At 69.6% G+C, this 21,603-nt stretch carries 22 protein-coding genes; 14 read left to right on the forward strand and 8 right to left on the reverse strand.

The genetic code is table 11. From position 1 onward, the window contains the following. Genes zwf through WEB29_02845 form a run of 7 tightly spaced genes read left to right on the forward strand, consistent with a single transcriptional unit; the run spans position 1 to position 4,994 of the window. Positions 1 to 1,596: a glucose-6-phosphate dehydrogenase gene (zwf, locus tag WEB29_02815; GenBank protein MEX2135881.1), complete on the forward strand. Its 1,596-nt coding sequence runs from the start codon at positions 1 to 3 to the stop codon at positions 1,594 to 1,596. After that, positions 1,581 to 2,879 carry a glucose-6-phosphate dehydrogenase assembly protein OpcA gene (locus WEB29_02820; GenBank protein MEX2135882.1) on the forward strand — a complete coding sequence of 433 codons (1,299 nt, stop codon included), beginning with the start codon at positions 1,581 to 1,583 and terminating at the stop codon, positions 2,877 to 2,879. Before zwf ends, WEB29_02820 begins: the two co-directional genes overlap by 16 nt. Before the next feature lie 11 nt (positions 2,880 to 2,890). After that, entirely contained in the window at positions 2,891 to 3,622 is a 732-nt protein-coding gene (gene pgl, locus WEB29_02825) for a 6-phosphogluconolactonase (GenBank protein MEX2135883.1), read from the forward strand. Beyond that, positions 3,619 to 3,876: a hypothetical protein gene (locus WEB29_02830; protein MEX2135884.1), complete on the forward strand. Its 258-nt coding sequence runs from the start codon at positions 3,619 to 3,621 to the stop codon at positions 3,874 to 3,876. Before pgl ends, WEB29_02830 begins: the two co-directional genes overlap by 4 nt. Before the next feature lie 4 nt (positions 3,877 to 3,880). After that, on the forward strand, positions 3,881 to 4,225 hold the full coding sequence (locus WEB29_02835; GenBank protein ID MEX2135885.1) for a thioredoxin family protein: 345 nt from the start codon (positions 3,881 to 3,883) through the stop codon (positions 4,223 to 4,225). A gap of 59 nt (positions 4,226 to 4,284) precedes the next feature. Next, a complete protein-coding gene (locus WEB29_02840; protein MEX2135886.1) occupies positions 4,285 to 4,656 on the forward strand; it encodes a hypothetical protein in 372 nt (123 codons plus the stop codon). Then, positions 4,653 to 4,994 carry a hypothetical protein gene (locus WEB29_02845; protein ID MEX2135887.1) on the forward strand — a complete coding sequence of 114 codons (342 nt, stop codon included), beginning with the start codon at positions 4,653 to 4,655 and terminating at the stop codon, positions 4,992 to 4,994. The genes WEB29_02840 and WEB29_02845 overlap by 4 nt, the downstream gene beginning before the upstream one ends. Positions 4,995 to 5,466: 472 nt before the next feature. On the opposite strand, the gene cysS is transcribed toward WEB29_02845, so the two are convergent. Both cysS and WEB29_02855 read right to left on the reverse strand, forming a co-directional pair. Further along, positions 5,467 to 6,861, reverse strand: a complete 1,395-nt coding sequence (gene cysS, locus WEB29_02850; GenBank protein ID MEX2135888.1) for a cysteine--tRNA ligase — start codon at positions 6,859 to 6,861, stop codon at positions 5,467 to 5,469. 55 nt (positions 6,862 to 6,916) lie between these two features. After that, positions 6,917 to 8,743: an MFS transporter gene (locus WEB29_02855; protein MEX2135889.1), complete on the reverse strand. Its 1,827-nt coding sequence runs from the start codon at positions 8,741 to 8,743 to the stop codon at positions 6,917 to 6,919. A 60-nt stretch (positions 8,744 to 8,803) separates the two neighbouring features. On the opposite strand from WEB29_02855, the gene WEB29_02860 reads away from it, so the two are divergent. After that, positions 8,804 to 9,400, forward strand: coding sequence for an NUDIX hydrolase (locus tag WEB29_02860; protein MEX2135890.1), 597 nt, complete (start codon positions 8,804 to 8,806; stop codon positions 9,398 to 9,400). On the opposite strand, the gene fabF (WEB29_02865) is transcribed toward WEB29_02860, so the two are convergent. From fabF (WEB29_02865) to WEB29_02885, 5 genes are read right to left on the reverse strand one after another with little or no spacing between them, the layout of a single operon-like run. Beyond that, the gene (gene fabF / locus WEB29_02865; GenBank protein ID MEX2135891.1) at positions 9,397 to 10,656 is read right to left on the reverse strand and encodes a beta-ketoacyl-ACP synthase II; all 1,260 of its coding nucleotides are present in this window, start codon (positions 10,654 to 10,656) and stop codon (positions 9,397 to 9,399) included. The two genes, WEB29_02860 and fabF (WEB29_02865), sit on opposite strands and share 4 nt — an antisense overlap. A 10-nt stretch (positions 10,657 to 10,666) precedes the next feature. Further along, the gene (gene fabF, locus WEB29_02870; GenBank protein MEX2135892.1) at positions 10,667 to 11,950 is read right to left on the reverse strand and encodes a beta-ketoacyl-ACP synthase II; all 1,284 of its coding nucleotides are present in this window, start codon (positions 11,948 to 11,950) and stop codon (positions 10,667 to 10,669) included. After that, positions 11,947 to 12,942, reverse strand: coding sequence for an ACP S-malonyltransferase (fabD, locus tag WEB29_02875; protein ID MEX2135893.1), 996 nt, complete (start codon positions 12,940 to 12,942; stop codon positions 11,947 to 11,949). Before fabD ends, fabF (WEB29_02870) begins: the two co-directional genes overlap by 4 nt. Positions 12,943 to 13,002: 60 nt before the next feature. Beyond that, a complete protein-coding gene (locus WEB29_02880; protein MEX2135894.1) occupies positions 13,003 to 14,418 on the reverse strand; it encodes a M20/M25/M40 family metallo-hydrolase in 1,416 nt (471 codons plus the stop codon). Next, positions 14,415 to 15,371 carry a carotenoid biosynthesis protein gene (locus WEB29_02885; protein MEX2135895.1) on the reverse strand — a complete coding sequence of 319 codons (957 nt, stop codon included), beginning with the start codon at positions 15,369 to 15,371 and terminating at the stop codon, positions 14,415 to 14,417. The genes WEB29_02880 and WEB29_02885 overlap by 4 nt, the downstream gene beginning before the upstream one ends. Before the next feature lie 46 nt (positions 15,372 to 15,417). On the opposite strand from WEB29_02885, the gene WEB29_02890 reads away from it, so the two are divergent. The 5 genes from WEB29_02890 to WEB29_02910 all read left to right on the forward strand — a co-directional run bounded on the left by WEB29_02890 (position 15,418) and on the right by WEB29_02910 (position 19,996). Then, a complete protein-coding gene (locus WEB29_02890) occupies positions 15,418 to 16,860 on the forward strand; it encodes an aldehyde dehydrogenase family protein (GenBank protein MEX2135896.1) in 1,443 nt (480 codons plus the stop codon). 8 nt (positions 16,861 to 16,868) lie between these two features. Then, positions 16,869 to 17,237 (forward strand): non-heme iron oxygenase ferredoxin subunit, encoded by a 369-nt coding sequence (locus WEB29_02895; protein MEX2135897.1) that lies wholly within the window; start codon positions 16,869 to 16,871, stop codon positions 17,235 to 17,237. A 10-nt stretch (positions 17,238 to 17,247) separates the two neighbouring features. Beyond that, on the forward strand, positions 17,248 to 18,027 hold the full coding sequence (locus WEB29_02900; protein ID MEX2135898.1) for a hypothetical protein: 780 nt from the start codon (positions 17,248 to 17,250) through the stop codon (positions 18,025 to 18,027). An 8-nt stretch (positions 18,028 to 18,035) separates the two neighbouring features. Next, complete coding sequence (locus WEB29_02905) at positions 18,036 to 18,692, forward strand: molybdenum cofactor biosynthesis protein MoaE (protein ID MEX2135899.1); 657 nt, start codon at positions 18,036 to 18,038, stop codon at positions 18,690 to 18,692. Positions 18,693 to 18,772: 80 nt separating this feature from the next. Further along, complete coding sequence (locus WEB29_02910; GenBank protein ID MEX2135900.1) at positions 18,773 to 19,996, forward strand: hypothetical protein; 1,224 nt, start codon at positions 18,773 to 18,775, stop codon at positions 19,994 to 19,996. Here WEB29_02910 and speB read toward each other — a convergent pair. Further along, positions 19,993 to 21,069 (reverse strand): agmatinase, encoded by a 1,077-nt coding sequence (gene speB / locus WEB29_02915; protein MEX2135901.1) that lies wholly within the window; start codon positions 21,067 to 21,069, stop codon positions 19,993 to 19,995. The two genes, WEB29_02910 and speB, sit on opposite strands and share 4 nt — an antisense overlap. A 131-nt stretch (positions 21,070 to 21,200) precedes the next feature. On the opposite strand from speB, the gene WEB29_02920 reads away from it, so the two are divergent. Next, positions 21,201 to 21,596, forward strand: coding sequence for a DUF2203 domain-containing protein (locus WEB29_02920; GenBank protein MEX2135902.1), 396 nt, complete (start codon positions 21,201 to 21,203; stop codon positions 21,594 to 21,596). Positions 21,597 to 21,603 lie beyond the last annotated feature (7 nt).

Here is a 21,603-nt window from a genome sequence, read left to right on the forward strand (position 1 = left end):
ATGACGATCCGCAGCGAATTGGACGACAAGGCACCCTCGCGGCCGGCGAGCGCACGCAACCCCCTTCGAGCGGGCCTGCGGCTCGAGCGAATGCCGGAGCCCTGCACCATGGTCATCATCGGCGCCACCGGCGACCTCACCGAACGCAAGCTGGCCCCCGCCCTATACAACCTGATGCTGGGCGGCGCCCTGCCGCCCGAATTCACGGTTGTGGGCTTCGCGCGGCGCGACCTCAGCGTAGACGATTTCCGCGCCCATCTGCGCAAGGGGATCGACAAGTACAGCCGCAACCGCCCGATCAAGGCATCGATCTGGGAGTCGTTCAGCGCCGGGATCGAATACCAGCGCGGCGAATTCCACCACCCGGAGGCGTGGGCTGCGCTGGCGAAGAAGCTGGAGCGGATCGATCGCGATCGGGGAACCTCCGGCAACCGCCTCTTCTACCTGGCGGTGCCGCCTGCCCTGCACGCCGAGATCGTGCGCCAGATCGGTGCAGCCGGACTCTCCGGAACGGGGAGCGGGACCGCCCCGCGCTATCGCGGCTGGTCAAGGGTGATCGTCGAGAAGCCGTTCGGGTTCGACCTGCCGAGCGCCAGGAAGCTCAACCGGGAGCTGCGCGAGGTCTTCGACGAGGAGCAGATCTTCAGGATCGATCACTACCTGGGCAAGGAGACGGTCCAGAACCTGTCGGTCTTCCGCTTCGGCAACGGCCTGTTCGAGCCGATCTGGAATCGACGCTACATCGACTCGGTCCAGATCACCGTCGCGGAGACGGTCGGGATCGAGGGTCGCGGCGAGTCGTACGACGAGACCGGGGCCCTGCGCGACATCGTGCAGAACCACGTCCTGCAGCTGATGGCCGTCTTCGCCATGGAGCCGCCGATCGAGTTCAGGGCGGTTGACCTGCGCGACGAGAAGGTGAAGGTGCTGCGCGCGGTGAAGCGGATGTCGCCGGCCGAGGTCGAGGCATCCACCATTCGCGGCCAATACGTGTCGGGCTGGGTGGAGGGTGAGAAGGTCCCCGCCTTCCGAGAGGAGCCCGAGGTTCCACCGAACTCGGAGTGCGAGACATACGTCGCCCTCAAGCTGGCGATCGAGTCGTGGCGATGGGCCGGCGTGCCCTTCTACGTTCGAACCGGCAAGGCGCTCGCCACGCGCGTGACCGAGATCGCGGTCCAGTTCAAGCAGGCACCGCTCGCCCTCTTCTCGCGCGCCGGCGCCGCGCCCATGGAGCCGAACATCCTGGCCATCCGCGTCCAGCCGGACGAGGGGATCCTGCTGCGCTTCGGCGCCAAGGTGCCGGGTCCCGGGCTCCAGATCCGGGGCGTGAACATGGACTTCCGATACGGGTCGAGCTTCGCGGTGGACTCACCGGATGCGTATGAGACGCTCCTGCTCGACTGCATGATCGGCGACGCGTCCCTGTTCACGCGCGACGACGAGGTGGAGCGCGCCTGGGAGATCCTGGATCCAATGTTGGAGGCATGGGCGTCGGGCGAGGGGGGCCGCCTGCACTTCTACCCGGCGGGGAGCTGGGGTCCGGCGGCCGCCGACGAGCTGCTCGAGCGCGACGGACGGGCATGGCGGCGACCGTAGGGCGCTCGACCGCCGCGCGGCGTGCGCTGGCGGTCCACCGCCACCTGATGCGCTTCGGCGAGGCTGAATCGACCGTCGCCGAGCCATGGATCGAGCGCGGCACGACCGTGCAGGCCATTGCCGCCCATCTGGCGCAACTGTGGACCAGCCCGGCCAGCGGCGATGACCCCAGGGTCACCGAGAAGGGGATGTCGCATGCTCGTGCATCGGTGCTGAACCTGATCGTGATGGTGCCCGAAGAGGCATCCGCCACCCGCGTGGTGGAGACGATGATCGGCCTCGGCGTCCGCCACCCGTCTCGCGCGATCGTGCTGGCCGCGGATCCGAAGGCGGGCGGGCCGGCGTTGAGCGCCAGCATCACCGCCCACTGTCACGCTGGGCCGGAGGGCGCGGGCCCGATCTGCTTCGAGGTGGTGGTGCTCACCGTTCACGGCCAGGCAGCCGAGCACCTCTCCGGGATCGTCGCTCCGCTCCTGATCCACGACCTGCCGACCCACATCTGGTGGCCGGGCGATCCACCCTTCGCCGACCCGATTTTCGACCAGCTGGTCGAGATGGGCGACCGCGTGGTGGTCGACAGCGATGAATTCGGCGATCTGCTGCACGGCTTGCGGCGCTTGACGACCCTTCGTCGCCGAAGCGGGGTCGGGGACCTCGCCTGGCGCCGGCTGGCCTGGTGGCAGGAGCTGACCGCCGAGTTCTTCGACGCACCGCGCTTCCGTCGCTACCTGCCCAACCTGAACCGCCTGGTGATCCGCTACGCGATTCGGCCGAAGCACGGGCCGCGGCACCGGCGGCGGCGGCCCAGGGGCGCTCTGCACAACCCCTCGAACGTTGCCTCGCCGCTGGCCGGACCGATGCTCTACGCGGGTTGGATCGCGTCGCGCATCGAGTGGCGTCGCTATTCGACGACCCTGCCGCTGGCGGATGGTCGTCTGCGGCTCAAGCTCGAGGGTCGTCACGAAATGGTCGACCTGCAGATCGAGCCGTTCGAGACCGATGCACTGCCGCCGGGCGAGCTGGTGGCGGTCCGTCTGAAGGCGTTCGGCGAGACGGGCGCCGCGGAGTTCATCATCGAACGATCGGCCGACGAGGCGGTCGTGGCGTCGAATGCCGACGGCATGACCGCCCTGCTGCGCCGCATGCCGATGGAGCTGCCGACCGAGTCCGAGCTGCTGGCAGCAGACCTGGTGATGGACCAGCACGACGCGGTGTACGAGGCCGCAGTCCGAGCCGCCGCCGTCTTCCTCGCCTCGGCGCGGCAGGTCGACCTGGCGGGGTGAGCGTTCGGTTCATGATCCTGCCCAGTCCGGCCGCGCTCGCGGAGGCGGCGGCCGACCGCGTCGTGGCGGCGGCCCGCAACGCGATCCGGCGCCGGGGTCGCTGCCTGCTGGCCCTGTCGGGAGGCTCGACCCCGCGCCTCGTCTACCCGCTGCTGGCGTCCCGGCCGCGGATCAACTCGGTCGACTGGTCGCGCGTCGAGTTCTTCTGGGGCGACGAGCGCGCCGTCCCACCTGACGACCCCGAATCGAACTTCGGCGTGGCACGCGGGCTGCTGCTCGACCATCTGCCCGGCGTGCAGCCTGCGGCGGTTCACCGCATGCCGGCCGACGTCTTGGACCGCGATGCCGCCGCTGCGCGCTATGAGGCTGAGTTGGGCAGCGCCTCCGCAGTGCCGCCGGGCACTTCCCGCCGGCCCAGGTTCGACCTCATCTGGCTGGGGATGGGGCCCGACGGGCACACCGCCTCGCTCTTCCCGCGCGCGCCGATCCTGGCCGAGCGCCGGCGCTGGGTGATGCCTGCCACGGCCCCTCCCGCGTTGGCGGTGGCGGGCCGCATGACCTTCACCCTTCCGCTCATCAACGCCGCCCGCGCCGTGCTGGTCGTGGTGGCCGGCCCGGACAAGGCCGCGGCGCTGCAGTCGGTGCGCTCGGGTTCTCGCGAACTGCCCGCGGGGCGCGTTCGGGCGAGGTCGACGCTCTGGCTGGTGGACGCCCTCGCGGCCGGTGAGGCGGCTCCGAGATGACGTGGGTCTGGTTGCTCGGCGCCACCCTGACCGGTGCCGCGGCCTATTTCGTGGGGTGGCCGGCCTGGACCGGCTTCGCGATACGTCGCCGTCGAGATCTCAACGCCGAGCGCTACCTCGCGTGGCGCGGACGGGCAGGCGATCGGCCGCCGGATCCGCGGCTGACCACCGGCGAGCGCGGCCGCCTGGCGGTGGCTGGCGTCCTGGCGCTGGCTGCCGTCTTCTGCCTGGTCGGCTTCTTCACCTACGCCTGAGCCGATGCGCGTCGAGCTTCTCTACTCCGATGCCGACCCGAACTACATGACCGCTCGCCAGCGGCTCGTGGAGGTGCTCACCGAGGATGCCTTCGAGACGCCGATCCAGATGATCGCCGTCAAGACGGAGGAGGACGCCGAGCTCCTTGCCTTTCCCGGCTCGCCCACGATTCGCATCGACGATGTGGACATCCATCCCTCGGGCATCGGTGAGACCGGCCTTCGGCTCCGCAGCTACCCAACTGACGACGATCACGAGGGTCCCCTGAGCGAGTCGGTGCCCGGCAAGCGCCTCATCCGTCGAGCGGTTGAACGGGCCCGGGGTTGGGGCCACGGGCGCGGGGGGTAGTGGGGCCAGCGCATCGGGCCGGGGAGGGCTAGACTCGGACGGATCATGGTTGCGCGAACATGACTGCCAACAAGCGGCCAAGCACCTCGAGCCTGCGCCGCTTCATCAGCTCTCGACCATACGTCGCCATCGCCGAGCTGCGGCGGCGCTTCATCCTGGATCAACCCGACGCCATGTCGCGCCTCCAGCGCGATGGGCAGGTCGCCTGGGTCGGCCTCCCTGGGCGCGAGGCATCCAAGCTCCAGGACCTGTGGCTGCGGGATGAGATCGGCCTCCAGATGTCGGTCGAGGTCCGCGCGCCGGTGGTGGTCGGTGTCTTCCCGATGCGGATCGCGCGCTACGTGATGGATGGCATGCCGCTCAACGGATCGAATGGCGTGCACCCGCAGCCGGTGCATGCATTGAACCCGGAGCCGGCTCTCGCCGAGTGACGGTCGCCGTCGTCTCGCGCGACCTGATGATCGCCACGCGGATCGCCGATGCCGGTGCCCGCGCCGGGGTCGAGGTGCAGCGCTACGACGACCCAGGTCAGTTGCCTCCCGCTTCTGAGCTGACGCTTGTGCTGGTTGCCTGGGATGAGCGCCGGCCGGACTGGGGGGAGCACCTGATGGCATGGTCCGCTGCTGCTGCGCCATCGGAGGCGCCGCGCGTGGTGCTGTTCGGACCGCACACCGATCTGGCCGCCCACGCGGAGGCCCGCGCATCTGGTCTGGGGCCGATGTGGGCCCGCTCGAAGCTGTTGGCGGAGATCAAGACTCTCCTCGGCTGATGGGCAAATCCACAGCTGGACAATTGCCGGTGGGGTGGAGTCAAGGGCGGTTCTGTACGGAAAATGCTTGACGGGATCGGTTCGGAGTATTAGGTTCCCACGACCGGGGATGCGAGCTGCCCCTCCGGCCAACCGCATATGTGCCCAGCCCCGCGTAGTTGGCCACGCGTCGTCCTTCATCGACACGCGCCCCTCTGCCGTGCTGCCCTTCATCTGTCCTTATTCGGGCCGCGCGGGGACTGACCGTCTTTGCCGCCCGATTGGGAGGGAAGGGTGTGCGCGCCCCGTGGGCGAGCACATGCGTCCCCGGCTCACACCGGGTTTGCCTTTTTCGTTCGCGACGCACTCCGCCGCGATGAGATCACTCTGGGGCTCGAGGGACGCGCTGGCCATCGCGTAGTCGTACTGCCAGCCCGGCCGGAGGTCACTGACACAGACCGCACCACAGGCTGCGCCAACCCACCGCACTGCTTTACCGGCGGTTGGTGGCGACTTGTCCCGCTGGCGTGTCGCGAACATCGACCCCCATCTCAGAGAGCTCGGAGCGCAGCGCGTCGGACGTTCCGTAGTCTCCCGCGGCACGCGCTGCCGCTCGCCGCTCGAGCAGTTCGGCTGCGCCGGCGGGCAGCTCCCCACCCGCGGCCTCGGCCGGGGCATCCAGGTCCAGGCCCAGCACCCGATCGAAGTCCAGGAGCAGCGCTCGCCGGGCGGCCGGCGCAAGATCGTCGTCCGCCGCGACCGCGTGGGCGACCGCAATCGCCTTCGGCATTGCCAGGTCGTCGCTGATTGCCTCCACGAAACGGGCGCGGTGGCCCGCCACCGGCTCGTCCGCGAGATCCGGCTCGGGCCCGGTCTCGACACCCTCCGACACGGCCTTGCGAAGGCGGCGCAGCCCGGCTGCTGCCGCGTGCATCGCGTCCTCGGTGAAGTCGAGCTTGGACCGATAGTGGGCGGTCAGGGCCAGGTATCGGAAGTCGAGCGGCTGAAAGCCCTTGGAAGGGAGGTCGGTGACGCGGATCACGTTCCCCACGCTGCGGGCCATCTTGGCGTCGTCGAGCGTCAGGAATTCGCCGTGCATCCAGACACTCACCACCTGGTGACCCGTCGTCCCTTCGCTCTGCGCGATCTCGTCCTCGTGGTGCGGGAACTTGAGGTCGATGCCGCCGGTGTGGATGTCGAACCGCTCACCCAGGTACTTCATGCTCATCGCCGAGCACTCGATGTGCCAGCCCGGGAAGCCGTCGCCCCAGGGTGACGGCCACGTCATGAGGCGACCTGGCTCCGCTCGCTTCCAGAGTGCGAAGTCCTCGGGGTCGTGCTTATCGGGCTCGATATCGACGCGATGACCGGCCCGCATCTCCTCGATCCGCTGCCCGGAGAGCTGACCATAGGCCGGGAACGCGGAGACGTCGAAGTAGACATTCCCCTCCACCTCGTAGGCCAGTCCCTTGCTCAGCAGAGTTGAGGTCAGCTCGAGCATCTCGGGGATGTGATCGGTCGCTCTTGGCATCACGTCAGCCGGCGCGATGTTCAGGAGTCGCTCGTCCTCGAGCCACGCATCCGTGTAGAAGTCCGCGATCTCGCGTGGCGTCTTCCCCTCCACCTCGGCCGCGAGGAGGATCGGGTCCTCGCCCGTCTCCCGCATGTGCCCGACATCGGTGATGTTCTTGACGTACACCACGTCGTACCCGAGGTATTGCAGGGTGCGGCGCAGCAGGTCGCCGAAGAGGTAGGTCCTCAGGTTTCCGATGTGGGCGTAGCGGTAGACCGTGCTGCCGCAGGCGTAAATCGTGACGCGCCCCGGGGCGATCGGCTCGAGAGCGTCGACCCGTCGAGTCAGCGAGTTGTGGAGGCGGATCGGGTGCATGGGACCGGCATTGTAGCGAGGCACTCGCCCGCTGCCCCCGTGGCTTGCCACGGGGCTAGGCCGTACCCATCACCTCTTCGGTTGAGGCCGCCGATTCCTCGCGCAGCTGTCGCAGGACGCCCTGGTCGAACCCTCCGAAGCGCGGCAGGTCGGCGATGCTGGTGGTGCGGGCCAGCCGCTCCTGCATCTTGCCGAGCACCAGTGAGCTGAAGTCCGGCAGCGCCATGAGCCGGCGCAGTGTCTCGGCGGGGACCTCGAGCAGGGTGGTCGGCTCCTCGGCCACCACGTCCGCGGTTCGCGGGCTGCCGGTCAGCGCCGCGATCTCGCCGAAGACGTCGCCGGCGCCCATGCTCGAGAGGGAATGGTGCTGCCCCTCGCCGGTGGTGCGGCCCGCCACCAGGCGCCCGGACAGGATGAAGTAGGCGTTGTCGCCGGTGTCGCCGGCGCGAGTGATGGCGGTGCCAGCCTCGACCTCGAGGACGCGGCCCCTGGTCACCAGGGCGTCGCGGTCACGCTGCGCCATGCCGGCCAGCGCGGGAATGTAGCGACCCAGGGCCTCGATGTCCGCCGCGGTCGCGGGTCGGGTGACACCCAGTGCCGCGCGAGGCGCGGTCCGCAGCAGCGTCATGGTGCGGCGCCACTCGGCGGCCGGCTGGCCGATGCCGGGCATGATCGCGCCGACGAGCGCGGTGACGACAAGCGCAATCGAGCTGACCAGGAAGAGGAGCTGGACGTCGATGACATCCGCGAGCCCGGCCAGCGCCATGCCGGTGAGATAGATCACATCGCGGATCACATAGCCGGTGCTGAAGACGCGGCCGCGCATCTCGCGGGGCGTGTTGCGCTGGTTGATGAGCCGGCCGGCCACGAACGAGGGCGCGTTGAGCATGCCCGAGAACCCGATCAGACCGATCGCGATCCACACGTTGGTCGAAAGGGCGTACAGGACGCCGGCGATCCCCATCCCGAGGAAGCTCAGGACAAGCCAGGTCCCCTCCCGCAGACGATCGGCATAGTTCGCCATCAGCAGGCTGCCGATGACGAAGCCGACCGAAGTGAAGCCCTCCTGCAACCCGTACTCGAACTCGCCGGCGTTCAGGACCTCGAAGGCGAATGGGAGGAGCAGGACGTTCTGCAGGCCGAAGATGAGCATCACCGGGACGCGCAGCAGGACCATCGAGCGCAGGATCGGGACGCTCATGATGAACTTGGCCCCGAAGCCGAGGTTTCGGATCACCTCGCGCACGGTGGTCAGCTCCTCGACGACCATCGGCTTGATCTTGACCAGGAAGATGAGCCCGGCCGAGATCAGGAAGGTCGCCGAGTCGAGCCAGAAGGCGATCGCGATGTTGAACTGCGCGGTGATCAGGCCGGCCAGCGCAAAGCCGATGGCGGTTGAGCCGAACTGGGCGATCGCCATCAGCGAGTTCGCGGCGCCGAGCTCCTCGTCGGTCGCTACCTCGGGCAGCACGCTGTCGTTCGCCGGGTCGAAGAACTGCTGGACCGACGCCGAGGCCAGGACGAGCACGTACAGCCAGATGATGTCGTCCCCACTGAGCACCAGCACCGGGATCAGTCCGACCAGCACGGCGCGCAGCAGGCAGGAGACGATCATGATCGTCTTGCGGTCGTAGCGGTCCACGATCACGCCCGCGATCAGGCCGAACACGAGGGTCGGCGCGGCGGATGCCATGAGGATCAGGCCGACGCTCAGGACCGAGTTCGTGATCTGGTAGACGAAGATGCCGGCCGCCAGCGAAGTCAGCGCGTCGCCGATGGTCGAGATCAGCTGCCCGGTCCACAGGAACGTGAAGTACTTGTTCCGGAAGATGGCATACGGCGACGCTTTTGGGGCTTGGGCGGCGGGCGCGCTCGCGGTCACGAGGTCCTCCGGAGTGGCCGGGGCGAGATGTCGCGCATTGTGACACTTACCATGAGCCCGATGCCGCAGCGTGACGCCACCGAATCATGGCCCCTGACCCTTGGTGAGGAGCCCGCCTTCTGCCCGGCCTGCGGTCAGGGGCTCGTCGCACGGGTACTGGAAGAGGACCATCGGCCGCGCCTCGTCTGCCCGGACGGGCACGTCACCTGGCGCAACCCGAGGCTCGTCGTCGGCACGCTGCCGGTGCGCGATGGGCGCGTGCACCTGGCGCGCCGCTCGATCGAACCGGCGGCAGGACGCTGGACGTACCCCGGCGGCTTCCTGGAGCTGGGGGAGGCGGCCCAGGAGGGAGCCCGCCGCGAGACGGAGGAGGAGACCCAGCTCAAGGTCGAGGTGGGACGGCTCATCGGCGCCTACTCGCGCCCGTATGCCGGCGTGGTGACCCTCATCTACGAGGCCACCGTGGTGGGCGGCAAGCTGCTGCCGGGGGTGGAGACGAGCGAGGTGCGCGCCTTCGGACCGGATGAGATCCCGTGGGACGAGCTTGCCTTCTCGACCGCCGAGAGCGCGCTCCGAGACTGGGTCGCGTCGCTGCCGGGGCGCGGCGCACGGTTCGAGCCCGAGCTGTACGTGACCGGCGACCCGGCCGAGGGCTAGCCCGGCGACTCGTAGCGACGGAAGACGGCCACCGCATTCTGTCCGCCGAAGCCGAACCCGTTGATGATCGCGGTCCGCACCGCCGCCTGGCGGGCGGTGTTGGGGACGTAGTCCAGGTCGCAGGCGGGATCCGGCGTCTCGTAGTTGATCGTGGGCGGGATCATCCCGTCCCGGATCGCGCAGACCGCGGCGACCGCCGAGATCGCCCCCGCCGCTCCCAGGGTGTGCCCGATCATGCTCTTGTTGCTGCTCACCGCCAGCCGCGCGGCATGCTCACCGAACGCCCGGTGGATCGCCTTGGTCTCGGTCGCGTCGTTGAGCGGGGTGCTCGTTCCGTGGGCGACGACGTAGTCGACCTCCTCGGGCGCGACCCCCGCGTCACGGAGGGCCCGGACCATCGCGCGCGCCGCACCTTCGCCACTTGGCTCCGGGGCGCTGATGTGGAATGCATCGCCGGTCATCGCCCCGCCGGCCACCTCCGCGCTGATCCGTGCCCCGCGACGCTCCGCGTGCTCGGCCGACTCGACCGTGAGCACGGCGGCCCCCTCGCCGAAGACGAACCCGTCGCGATTCGCGTCGAACGGTCGGGAGGCGCCGGTCGGATCGTCGTTGCGCTTCGAAAGCGCACCCATGTTGGCCAGCGCCGCGAACGCGACCGGCAGGATGGCGCTCTCCGTCCCGCCGGCCAGGACCACCTCCGCGTCGCGATGCTCGATCAGGCGCTGTGCGTCGATCAGGGCCTGGACCCCCGAGGCACAGGCCGCGACCGAGGCGATCACCGGCCCGTGCAGGCCGTTCTGGATGCTGATCTGGCAGGCCGCCATCGACGGGGAGTACATCGGCACCATGAACGGGCTGACCCGTTTGCCACCCTGCTCCAGGAAGATCCGCGTGCCGAGCGCCACGTCGCCGATGCCGCCGCCACCAGTATTGAGGATCACCCCGATCTCGTCGCGGTTGGCGTCGCTGATCTCCAGCCCGCTGTCGGCGATCGCCTGGGCCGCGGCTGCCACGGCGAACTGGCTGAAGCGGCTCATGCGGCGGGCCTGCTTGAAGTCCATCCAGGTGGCGGGGTCGAAGTCCTTCACCTCGGCCGCGATGCGCACCTCCTCGCCGGAGGTGTCGTAGGTGCTGATCGGCGCCACCCCGCTGGTTCCCGCCAGCAGGCTCGCCCAGAAGGTGGCGGCGTCGTTGCCGATCGGCGTGATGGCTCCCAGCCCGGTCACGACCGCTCGACGGGCCGGATCGCGCCTCATCAGGTGGCGCTCACGCCTCGACCCGGCCCATGATCAGCGTGCTGTTGTGACCGCCCAGCCCCATCGAATTCGAGAGTGCGACGCGGCTGGCGGTCTGGCGGGCCTCGTTCGGCACGTAATCGAGCGTCAGCTGCGGATCAGGGTGCCGGAGGTTGATGGTGGGCGGGATGCAGCCGGTCTGTACCACCCGGGCGCAGACGAATGCTTCAAAGGCGCCGGCGGCGCCCATCATGTGGCCGGTCATGCTCTTGGTCGAGCTGACCGCCAGACGGGATGCATGCTCGCCGAAGACCGCCTCGATGGCCGCCGACTCATATCGGTCGTTGAGCGGGGTGCTGGTCCCGTGGGCGTTGATGTAGTCGACCGCCTCGGGCTCGATACCTGCCCGCTCCAGGGCGGCGCGCATCGAGCGCTGGCTCCCCTCGCCGCGCTCGGCCGGCGCCGCCATATGGAACGCGTCCGACGAGGAGCCGTAGCCGATCACCTCCGCGATCGGGGTCACTCCACGGGCCCTGGCGTGCTCGAGCTCTTCGAGCACCAGCACCGATGCCCCCTCGGACACGACGAAGCCGTTGCGCGTGGCGTCGAAGGGGCGGGAGGCGATGGTCGGGTCGTAGGCGCCCGTATCGGGGTCGATCGGCGTGCCGAGGGCCCGCATCTGGCCGAAGCCGGCGAACGCGATTGGCACGATCACGGCCTCCGTGCCGGCACCCAGCATCAGGTCAGCCTGGCCACGCACGATCGTCTCCATCGCCTCGCCGATGGCGTGGCCGCCGGTGGCACAGGCGCTCACCACCGCCAGGTTCGGGCCGCGGATGCCGTACTGGATCGCGACCATCCCCGATGCGGCATCCGGGATCATGTGCGGCAGCAGGAACGGGGAGACACGGCCTGGCCCGCGCTCGTTCAGGGTGGCCAAACCATCGACGATCATCCCGATCCCGCCGATCGCGGTGCCGACGATCATGCCGAAGCGATCCGGATCGGCCTGCGCGGTGTCGAGCATCCCGTCGGCATTCAGCAGGCCGGCATCCTTCAACGCCTCGCCCGAGGCGGCAACCGCGAAGTGGGTGTTGCGGTCATGTCGCCTCGCGTCCTTGGAGTCCATGTACTGGGCGACGTCGAAGTCCTTCACCTCGCCGGCGACATGGATCGGGTAGTCGGTCGTGTCGAAGAGGGTGATGTCGGCCACGCCGGAGCGGCCCGCCACCAGGTTGTCCCACGAAGTGTCGGCCCCGATTCCGACCGGTGAGACGACCCCGATGCCGGTGACGACCACCCGCCGTGCTGTCACGCAGACGCCTCGAGGGAACCGGGAAGCCACAGGGCGCCGTCCCCGGGTGCGTCCAGGGCATGCGTCAGGGTCTCCGGCGCGATCCGCTTGATCAGGCCGCTGAGCACGCGGCCCGGACCGATCTCCACGAAGTCGGTCACCCCATCGGCAGCCATGCGGCGCACGGTCTCCGTCCATTGCACGCCGTGGACGAGGTGCTCAGAGAGCTCCCGCCGCAGGCCGTCCGCGGTGCGGATGACGCTGGCGTGCACGTTGCCCAGCATCGGAACCCGCGGCTCACGGAACGGGACCTTGGCCAGGATCTGGCTGAACTCGTCACGGGCGCGACGCATCAGCGGCGAGTGGCTCGCCACGCTGACCGTCAGGCGCACCGCCTTGCGGGCGCCGATGGTCTTGCTCATCTCCAGGGCGAAGGCGAGCGCGGGAATGACACCGGAGAGGACGATCTGGCCCGGGGCGTTGGCGTTGGCGACACCGATCTCGCCGTGCTCGCGTGCCGCGTGGACGACCTCGTGCACCTGCTCGTCGGTGAGGCCGATGACCGCCCCCATGCCGCCCTCGATGCCTCGCTCCTGCATGATCCGCCCGCGCTCGCGGACGAGGCCGATCGCCGCCTCGAAGTCGATCGCGTCGGCCGCGACGGCAGCGGCATACTGGCCCGCCGAGTGGCCAGCCAGCCGCAGCGGCGCCAGCTCGATGCCCGCCTCCTGCGCCTCGGCCCGCATCGCCTCCAGGTAGGCGACGCTGGTGGCCAGGATCGCGGGCTGCGCATTCACCGTCAGATCAAGTTCTTCGGCCGGCCCATCCGCGATCATGCGTGACATCGGGAAGCCAAGGGCGGCATCGGCACGCTCCATCACCGCCGCCGCCGCCGGCGATCGCTCGAGCAGCGCAGCCCCCATCCCCACGTACTGCGAGCCCTGGCCGGGGAAGACGAAGGCGTGCGCACGCGGCTGTTGAGCCGGATCGGAGGGATCGGTCTGGTCGGTCATTCGCATCTGATCGTCGGTTGAGTTGGGCGCGAGTATAGCCGAGGGGCCTTCAATCGCCGATCAGACCGGCCTCTGGCGGGTCACGAATCGGCTGACCACCTGGTGCAGGACCGGCAACCCGAAGCGAATGGCGCTCACCGGCACGCGCTCGTCGTGGCCGTGGAAGAGGGAGAGAAACGGCACGTCAGGGGCGAGCTGCAGCGGGGCGAAGCCGTAGGTCGGGATCCCCAGCGTGGCGAGCGCCTTGGCATCCGTGCCGGGGGTGATCATCATCGTGGCGGCTGTCGCGCCGGGGTCGGCATCGGACAAGGCGCTCCGCATCAGCTCCACGATGGGCGCGTCGCTGGCAGCCTCGATAGCGGGGAGCGTGATGACCGGCTCGACCTGCGCCAGCGCGCCGACGGTCGCCTGCATCTCCGCCAGCAGGGCGTGCTGGTCGGTGCCCGGCAGGGTGCGCACGTCGATCTGCGCCTCGCCATTGCCCGGGATGACATTCATCTTCTTGCCGGCCTGGATCATGGTCGTCGTCACCGTGTCGTGCAGCATCGCGGCGATCGACCGACGCAGGATCGGGTCGTCCACTCCTGACTCGAGTGCGGCGAAGGCGGATGCCTCGTTTCCCGAGCGGATGCCGTCAGCGACCGCGCTGAGGCCAAGCGCGACCAGGAATTCGTCCACCACCGGCGTCAGGCGTGCCGCATGCGCGGCCGCTGCCAGGAGGGTCACGGCCTCCGCCAGCTTCAGGGCCGCGTTGTCGGGGTGTGGCATGGAGCCGTGGCCGGTCGTACCGGTGGTGCGCAGCCGGGTCCAGGCGATTCCCTTCTCCGCCACCTGGAGCGTGTATACCCGGCGCCCACCCACGGTCATCGAGTAGCCGCCCACCTCGTTCAGCGCGGCCGCAGCCGCACGACCCGCGGCGTCGCTGAACAGGTCCGGGCGCTCGGCTGCCCAGTGCCCTGCCCCGAAGACGCCGCCCGCCTCCTCGTCGGCGACCGCGGCGAAGATGACGTCGCGCGACCGCTCGCCGCCGGCACGGGCGAGCGCCAGCATCACGCTCAGCTCCATGGCCACCATGTCCTTCATGTCGACGGCACCGCGGCCCCAGATCACGCCGTCGACCAGCTCCCCGCCGAACGGGTCGCGGCTCCATGACTCAACGTCGACCGGCACCACGTCCACGTGGGAGAGGAGGATCAGCGGGGGATCGGGGTCCCGCACGGTGGCCGGCAGGCGGGCGAAGCACGAGCCGCGACCGGGCGCCGTCTCGAGCACTTCCGCGGCCACACCGGCGGAGGTGAGCACCTCGGCGCAGTAGGCGGCGGCGGCCGTCTCACCGCCGGTCGAGTCTCTGCCGGCAGCCCCGTCCGGGACGCCTGGCGGGTTCACGCTCGGGATCCGGATCAGCGCCATCAGGTGCTCGACGCATTCGTTGGTCGCGTTGTCCCAGTCGATTCCGGTGCTGACGATGCGCGTCATCGCTCTCTACCGCGATGGCATTGCAACGGTAGCGCTCGGCTCGGCTTCGAAGCCGCGATCCCGTCGGCAGAGGCCAGGCGTGCGCGAACGAGCGCGGCAAGCGGCAGCTCTGCAGTCAGGAAGAGCACGGCAACGCCGAGCAGCACCGGCAGCTGGAGAGCGAGGCCCATCAGCAGCAGCGCAGCCAGGAAGAAGCCTTGCATGGCGACGCGGGTGAAGATGGCAAGCCGCAGGTCGATAATCGCGGTCCGCTGACCATCCGGCGCGTCCCGACCCGGTCCAAACACGCCCCAGGCCGCCACCCCCACGAACGCTACCAGCGTCACGACGAACAGTGCGCCACCGCCTCCATCCGCCGGATCGATAACCGGCTGCAGCAAATGGAAGGGCAAGATCGCGGCAGTCAGGATGGCGAACGCGGGAATCGGGACCGCCAGTTGGAGCCATTCGAGAGCCCGTCTGCTGTTCGCAGCCTGCCGGAGCCATCGGGTCAACACGCTGAAGCCCGAGGTCACGAACAGCCACGCATAGAAGTTGCCCCACGGGACACCGAACCAGCCCTGGCTCGCGTCGACGCCGACCCATGTCCACAGCCCGATGCGGATGGCAATGGCGTCGAACGCCAGATCCAGGCTGATCGCCAGCAGGGAATCGACGAAGGGCGCATAGCGGCGGCGAACTCCGAGCGCGTCGGTGATCCGCATCGCCCCAGCGATGATGATGGCCCAGCTCAGGCCGATTACCAGGGGTGCCCGGTCGATGACCAGCACCCACTCGTCGGCGTAATGGTAGGTCCCGTAGATGAGCTGATCGCCCTCCTCGAGCAGGATGCCGAAAATGGCTGCGCTAACGAGCTCGAGGAACGGCAGGCGACCTCGTCGAGCGGCAGCCAGTGCCACGCCGATGAAGAAGATGGTGGCCGCGACCTCGATCAGAAGGTAGACGGGATTCACGGTCCGATGATACGGGGGCGTGCCCGACCGGTCGTAGAATGCCGCCGTGACAACCCAGGTGACATCCGAGGCAGTCCCGATCTTCCTGGCCGGCGAGTTCGTCAGTGCCGGAACGCCACTCGAGGTGCGCGACCCCGCCACCGAGGAGCTGGTGGCGACCACCTGGCAGGCCGGTCCCGCGGAGCTGGAGCGGGCAACCGCCGCCGCCGCCGAGGCCTTCGCAGAGACACGACGCCTGGCGAGCTTCGAACGTCGGGACGCCCTGGCTCACGTCGCTGAGCGGATCAGCCAGGATGCGGATGGGCTGGCCGAGCTGCTCAGCCGCGAGTCGGGAAAGCCGATCCGCGACGCCAAGGGCGAGGTGGCGCGCGGCGCGCTGACGTTCCGAATCGCGGCCGAGGAGGCGCTGCGCATCAACGGAGAGTGGCTGCCCCTCGACTGGAGTGCCGCCAACCGTGGCCGGAGCGGGATCGTGCGCCGCTACCCGATCGGGCCGGTCGCCGGCATCAGCCCGTTCAACTTCCCGCTGAACCTGGCCGCCCACAAGGTCGCTCCGGCGATCGCGGCCGGATGCAGCATCGTGCTCAAGCCACCGTCCAAGGATCCGCTGGTCATGCTGCGCATCGCCGGCTATCTGGCCGAGACGAACCTGCCCAAGGGGGCCGTCTCGATCCTGCCCATGGATCGGCCCACCGGCGACCGGATGGTCGCCGACGATCGGTTCAAGCTCCTCAGCTTCACCGGCAGCCCATCGGTCGGCTGGAAGATGAAGGCCGAGGCCGGCAAGAAGAAGGTCGTCCTCGAGCTGGGCGGGAACGCGGGGGCGATCGTCGACGACACGGCGGACCTCGGCTGGGCCGTCGCGCGCCTGGCATACGGCGCCTTCGCCTATTCCGGGCAGGTCTGCATCAGCGTGCAACGCATCTATGTCGTGCAGTCGATCTTCGACGACTTCCAGCGCCTCTTCGTGGAGAAGGTCCGCGAGCTGAAGGTTGGGAGCCCGCTCGATCCGGCCACCGACCTGGGGCCGATGGTCAACGCGAAGGCTGTGGCACGCACCCACGAATGGGTCGGTGAGGCGCTGGAGCGGGGTGCAAAGGCGCTCGTCGGTGGCGAGCCGGATGGGCTCTTCTACCCACCGACCGTGCTGGTGGACGTGCCGAAGGACGCGCGAGTCTGCGGCGAAGAGGTCTTCGCCCCCGTCGTCAACCTGTTCCCGGTTGCCGATTTCAAGGCGGCGATCGCTGAGATCAACGACAGCCAGTTCGGCCTGCAATGCGGCGTCTTCACCAACGACCTGGAGCGAACGCTCGTCGCCCACGACGAGCTGGAGGTCGGCGGCGTGATCATCAACGACGTCCCGACCTGGCGCACCGATGCGATGCCGTACGGCGGGGTCAAGGACTCGGGCCTCGGCCGCGAGGGGCTGCGCTGGGCGATCGAGGACATGACCGAGCCGCGCCTGCTGGCGTTCGCCCGGCCGCTGTAGGCCAATCCATGACCGATCTGGCCGCAGCGCCGGCCGATCTTGCGATCCGCTATGCCCGGGTGCTTCCCGCGACGGAGCTGCGCGACGGAGAGCTGATCCCGGTCGAGATCAATGGCCGGCCCGTGGTTCTGGTGCGCCACGCCGGCGCCTTCTACGCGGTGCAGAACAACTGCTCGCACAAGGACTTTCCGCTGTCGGAGGCCGGCTTCGACCCACGCGACGAGGTCCTGGTCTGCGCCTGGCACGGCGGCTGCTTCGACCTGCGCACCGGCCAGGCGGTCGTGCCGCCCGCGACGGAGGCGGTCGAGATCTTCCCGGTGCGAGTCAGCGCCGATGGCTGGGTCGAGATCGGCCTCACCGGCAGCCTCGCTGCCTGAGCGGCGACCGATGGATCTCGAGGCGCTCCCCTTCGTCAACTGGATCTTCTGGGCGGCGCTCACCTCGGGCTCCCTGCTCGTGGTCGGGGGTACCGAGCTGCTGGGCGGCACGACCCGCGGTTATCGGCTGTTCATGGCCGGGCTCCTTGCCGTCTGCGCGGCGGTACTGCTTCTCTCCGAGCTGAATCTCTCACCCGGGACCACTGCGGACGAGACGGCCGGGGTTCGTCGCGGCCTGGTCTGGGCGCTTACAGCCCTGACCGGCGTGTACCTGGTGGCATCCATCGCCAACCTGCCGCGCAGCGGCCTCGCGCTGGCGGCCGGCTCCGTGGGGATCTTCTCGCTGGCGGCCCTGGCCGCAGCTGGTGGGACCCTCAGCGCGCCTCTCTTCACGGCCCAGTTGATGCTTGTCGCGTTGGCGCTGGGAGCCGCTACCGCGGCCATGCTCCTCGGGCACTGGTACCTCGTCACGCCCAAGCTGTCTCCCGCGCCCCTGCGACGCATGATGTGGCTGCTCCTGGCCGCGCTCGCCCTGCAGGTGCTCCTCTTCTTCGTCGCCGTGACCGTGATCAGCAGCGGCCCGCTCGGCGGGCCGATCGGATGGCTCACCTGGCTGCGCCTGGTGGCGGGCATCCTCTTGCCGATCGGGATCACCGTCCTTGCGCTGCTTGCCAGCCGCGCGGCGTCCCTGCAGGCCAGCACGGGGCTCCTGTACATCGGCCTGGCGCTGGTGATGGCCGGGTCGATCGCGGGTGCAAGCCTCGCCTACCTGACCGGCGTCCCGGTCTGACTTGCGCGATGCAGATCACCGTCCGCTGCTTCGCCACGCTGCGGGAGCTGGCCGCGGAGCGGACGACGCTGACTCTGCCAAGCGGGGCGGTGGTGGCCGACGCATGGGCTGCGCTTGCCCAGGCACACCCCGCGCTGGTGCCGAATCGTCCGTTCGTGCGCGCCGCACGGAACGGCGAGTACGCGGCCTGGGAGTTGGCGCTCGAGGACGGTGACCTGGTCGCGTTCCTGCCGCCGGTGAGCGGTGGTGGCCCGAGCGGCATGACGGATGCCATGATCGATGTGCGAGGTCTGGAGGCAAGCGTCGCCGCGACTCACCACGGAGCGCTGGTGACCTTCGTCGGCCGCGCGCGCGATCGAGCTGATGATGGCCGCGAGGTGCTCGAGCTCGAGTACGAGGCCTACCCGGAGATGGCGACCGCTGTGCTGGCGGAGATCGTCGGCGACGTGGAGCGGCGCTGGACGGGCTGCGCGGTGGCCGTTGTGCACCGGGTCGGCCGGGTGCCGATCGGTGAGGCGGCGGTGGCGATCGTCACCGCGGCAGCGCATCGCTCAGAGGCGTACGAGGCCAATCGGTTCGTCATCGAGGCGATCAAGGAGCGCCTCCCGATCTGGAAGCGTGAGCGATTCGCCGACGGCAGCGAATGGAGGCGGCCCGGCGCCTAGGGGCTCGTGGCTCCGCTCCCGACACGCTCCCAGGTCCGGTGGTGGCGGACGCCGGGCAGCCTCATGTACCCTGCCGCGGTATGTCGACCCCCCTCCCCGGACAGATCCGGTGCCCGACCTGCCACCGCTCGACGCCCCCGGCGGCGTTCTGCACCCAGTGCGGGACGGCGATTCCGGCGTCAGCCCGGGCAAGGCCGCGCGGCCTCGACCGCGAGGAGCTGCAGGATCGCATCCGCGTCCACCGGCCCGGCGACGCCCCGTTCCGGCGAGGCTCGCCGGTCGGCGAGGTATACGGGGCCGCGCCCTCCCCGTACCAGCCCTACCGGCCCGAGCCCGAGGACGAGCTGGTGCTCCCGGGTGCCGAGGCCGCCGAGGGAGCGCCCCACGCCGATAACACGCCGCCGGGATTCGACGACCGGCCGGTCGTCCCGCCACCGGTCGTTCCGCCACCGGTCGTGGCTCCTGCGGCCGCGACGACTCCGCCGCCGGCGCGGGTCTTCAAGCAGCCAGCCGTCCCCGCATCCCCCCCGGTGGCACCCGCGGTGCAGGCCGCTACAGCCGCAGCCGCAGCCGCGGCCGCTCCGCCCCCACCGCCCGCGCCCGAACCCTCTCTCCCACCGGCCGCGCCGGTTGACCAGTTCGACGCCCCGGAACAGCCATACGATCCCGCCGAGCCGTACGACTACCAATATCGGCCGCTGGATGACGATTGGGGGCGGCGTGGCTCCGGCATGAGCCCGCTGGCGATCGGCGGCTTTGTGCTCCTTGGGGTCCTGGCGATCGCGGTGGGTGCCTTCATGTCGGGCCTCTTCTCGGGCGGCGTTGCACGCGAATCGCCGTCTGGCACGCCGCTCACCTCGGCGGCCCCCAGCGGCAGCCTGGGCCCGAGCCTGGGACCGAGCACCGCGCCGTCGGTGCCGGGAGCCACGCCGATTGCCTCCAGCGACGGAGGCCCGGTCGTCTTCCCGGACGGCTTCACCGCGCGCACGGAGCCGTGCGCCGAGGAGCCGTCGAGCCAGGACGGCTGCAACTCGAGCGGCGCCACCATCAGCGGCGGATCGGTCTGGGTCTGGATCGGATTCCGCGAGGGTAATGATGCCGACGTCCTCCATGCCAGCATCCTTGATGCGTCGGGCAGGTCCGTCGGAGATGGCAGTCTGTCCCTGGGATCGATCGACTGCGGCAACTCCTGCAACGGCTGGGCTCGTTTCCGCTTCAGCGGCCTGAGCGTCGGCAACTACACGATCAAGGTGGAACGCAACGACGCGCTTGCCGCCGAGGCGACCTTTAGGGTGACGGGCTAGCTGGTCCGCGACCGTCCGCTTGGCCTGGGCGTGCCTCCAGCCACGCGCCGCTTGGCGGCGAGTGCGCTGATCGCCTCCATCACGCACCGATGGGCGACCGCGGCCGTGATCTCACTGACGTCGTAGGCCGGCGCCACCTCGACCACGTCCATGCCCGCCAGGTCGACCGTCGTCACGATCTGTCGGATGGCCCGCAGGAGCTCACGCGACAGCATCCCGCCGGGCTCCGGAGTGCCGGTCCCCGGCGCCATCCCCGGGTCGATCACGTCGATATCGATCGACAGGTAGATCAGCTCGGGCCCGTCGAGCGCCTCCGCGATCGCGTCGGCGACGACCGCCTCCGCTCCGCGTTCCTCGATCTCCGTCATGAAATGGACCTGCAGGCCATGCTCGTTCATCCATTCCAGGGTGGCGGGGGGCGGCCAGTAGCCGCGCAATCCGACCTGCACGAAATTGCGCCCTTCGATGGCGCCGGACTCGATCAGCCGCCGCATCGGCGTTCCGTGTGAGGCGAGCACCCCCCACGTGCTGTTGGCGGCGTCCGCGTGCGCGTCGAAGTGCACCATTCCCAGGCGCTTGGGGGCGATCGCCTCGGCAACCGCCGACGCGGAGGGGAAGGTGATCGAGTGGTCGCCGCCCAGCACGATCGGGATTGCTCCGGCCTGCGCCACCTCGAGCACCTTGCGCCGAATCACCGCATGACCACGCTCCAGGTTGGCGGGAACCAGCGGGGCATCCCCGGCATCGACCACGTCCATCCACTCGAATGGCTCGATATCGAGCTGCAACGAGTTGGGCGACCCGGCGTGATAGGTCGCGGCTCGGATCGCTCGCGGTCCAAAGCGTGCACCGGGGCGGTGGCTGACCGCGTCATCGAAGGGCGCCCCGACGATGGCGACGTCCGGCCGGCGTGCCCGCAGTGCCTCGTCATCGGTCAGCTCCGGGAGCTTCTGGAAGCTGGTCCTCCCGACGTACGCGGGAAGGTCAAAGTCGTCCCACTCGGTGTAGGGGTCGAGTCCGGTGGGTGGGTCCTCGTCGTTCGGGCCGCGCTGGCGGCGGGTCTCATCGGCCATCGGTGATGGCTGACGCCCTCCTGCGAAACGATCGCGGGCGCCGTCGCGGCGCGGAGCAGGCCCGCTGCTGATGCGACCCCGATCCTACCAGAGGGAAGCCAGCGGGAGGGTCCTGCTACCATCGATCGGCCATGCCAGACGTGCGCCGTACGTACACCATCGAGGAGGCGAACGCCCTCATTCCGCAGGTGCGCGCGGTGCTCCTGCAGCTCGCCGTCGAGCAGCGTCGCCTCGACGCGTCCCACGCGGAGATGCACCGGCAGCTGGATGCCAACGGGGATCCGGAGAGTGCCTCCGCGGCCGCCCGGCAGGAGGCGGAGACGGCCGAGATCCGAGAGGGGATGCGCACCCTGCTGGTGCACCTCAACGACCTGGGGGTCGAGGTGCGAGACCTGGAGATGGGTCTGGTGGATTTCCCCGGCGAACGGGAGGGCGAGTCCGTCTGGCTGTGCTGGCGCCTGGCGGATGCGCGCGTCGCCTTCTGGCACCCCACCGACGAGGGCTACGCGACGCGGCGGCCCTGGTGACGCGCGG

Source organism: Chloroflexota bacterium, from assembly GCA_040902225.1.
GTDB lineage: Bacteria > Chloroflexota > Limnocylindria > QHBO01 > QHBO01 > CF-167.

Bases quoted from the DNA above. Each gene is read 5' to 3' on its own strand.
- zwf (MEX2135881.1), top strand. From the start codon at position 1: ATGACGATCCGCAGCGAATTGGACGACAAGGCACCCTCGCGGCCGGCG.
- WEB29_02820 (MEX2135882.1), top strand. From the start codon at position 1,581: ATGGCGGCGACCGTAGGGCGCTCGACCGCCGCGCGGCGTGCGCTGGCG.
- pgl (MEX2135883.1), top strand. From the start codon at position 2,891: ATGATCCTGCCCAGTCCGGCCGCGCTCGCGGAGGCGGCGGCCGACCGC.
- WEB29_02830 (MEX2135884.1), top strand. From the start codon at position 3,619: ATGACGTGGGTCTGGTTGCTCGGCGCCACCCTGACCGGTGCCGCGGCC.
- WEB29_02835 (MEX2135885.1), top strand. From the start codon at position 3,881: ATGCGCGTCGAGCTTCTCTACTCCGATGCCGACCCGAACTACATGACC.
- WEB29_02840 (MEX2135886.1), top strand. From the start codon at position 4,285: ATGACTGCCAACAAGCGGCCAAGCACCTCGAGCCTGCGCCGCTTCATC.
- cysS (MEX2135888.1), bottom strand. From the start codon at position 6,861: ATGCACCCGATCCGCCTCCACAACTCGCTGACTCGACGGGTCGACGCT.
- WEB29_02860 (MEX2135890.1), top strand. From the start codon at position 8,804: ATGCCGCAGCGTGACGCCACCGAATCATGGCCCCTGACCCTTGGTGAG.
- fabF (MEX2135891.1), bottom strand. From the start codon at position 10,656: ATGAGGCGCGATCCGGCCCGTCGAGCGGTCGTGACCGGGCTGGGAGCC.
- fabD (MEX2135893.1), bottom strand. From the start codon at position 12,942: ATGACCGACCAGACCGATCCCTCCGATCCGGCTCAACAGCCGCGTGCG.
- WEB29_02880 (MEX2135894.1), bottom strand. From the start codon at position 14,418: ATGACGCGCATCGTCAGCACCGGAATCGACTGGGACAACGCGACCAAC.
- WEB29_02895 (MEX2135897.1), top strand. From the start codon at position 16,869: ATGACCGATCTGGCCGCAGCGCCGGCCGATCTTGCGATCCGCTATGCC.
- WEB29_02900 (MEX2135898.1), top strand. From the start codon at position 17,248: ATGGATCTCGAGGCGCTCCCCTTCGTCAACTGGATCTTCTGGGCGGCG.
- WEB29_02905 (MEX2135899.1), top strand. From the start codon at position 18,036: ATGCAGATCACCGTCCGCTGCTTCGCCACGCTGCGGGAGCTGGCCGCG.
- WEB29_02910 (MEX2135900.1), top strand. From the start codon at position 18,773: ATGTCGACCCCCCTCCCCGGACAGATCCGGTGCCCGACCTGCCACCGC.
- speB (MEX2135901.1), bottom strand. From the start codon at position 21,069: ATGGCCGATGAGACCCGCCGCCAGCGCGGCCCGAACGACGAGGACCCA.
- WEB29_02920 (MEX2135902.1), top strand. From the start codon at position 21,201: ATGCCAGACGTGCGCCGTACGTACACCATCGAGGAGGCGAACGCCCTC.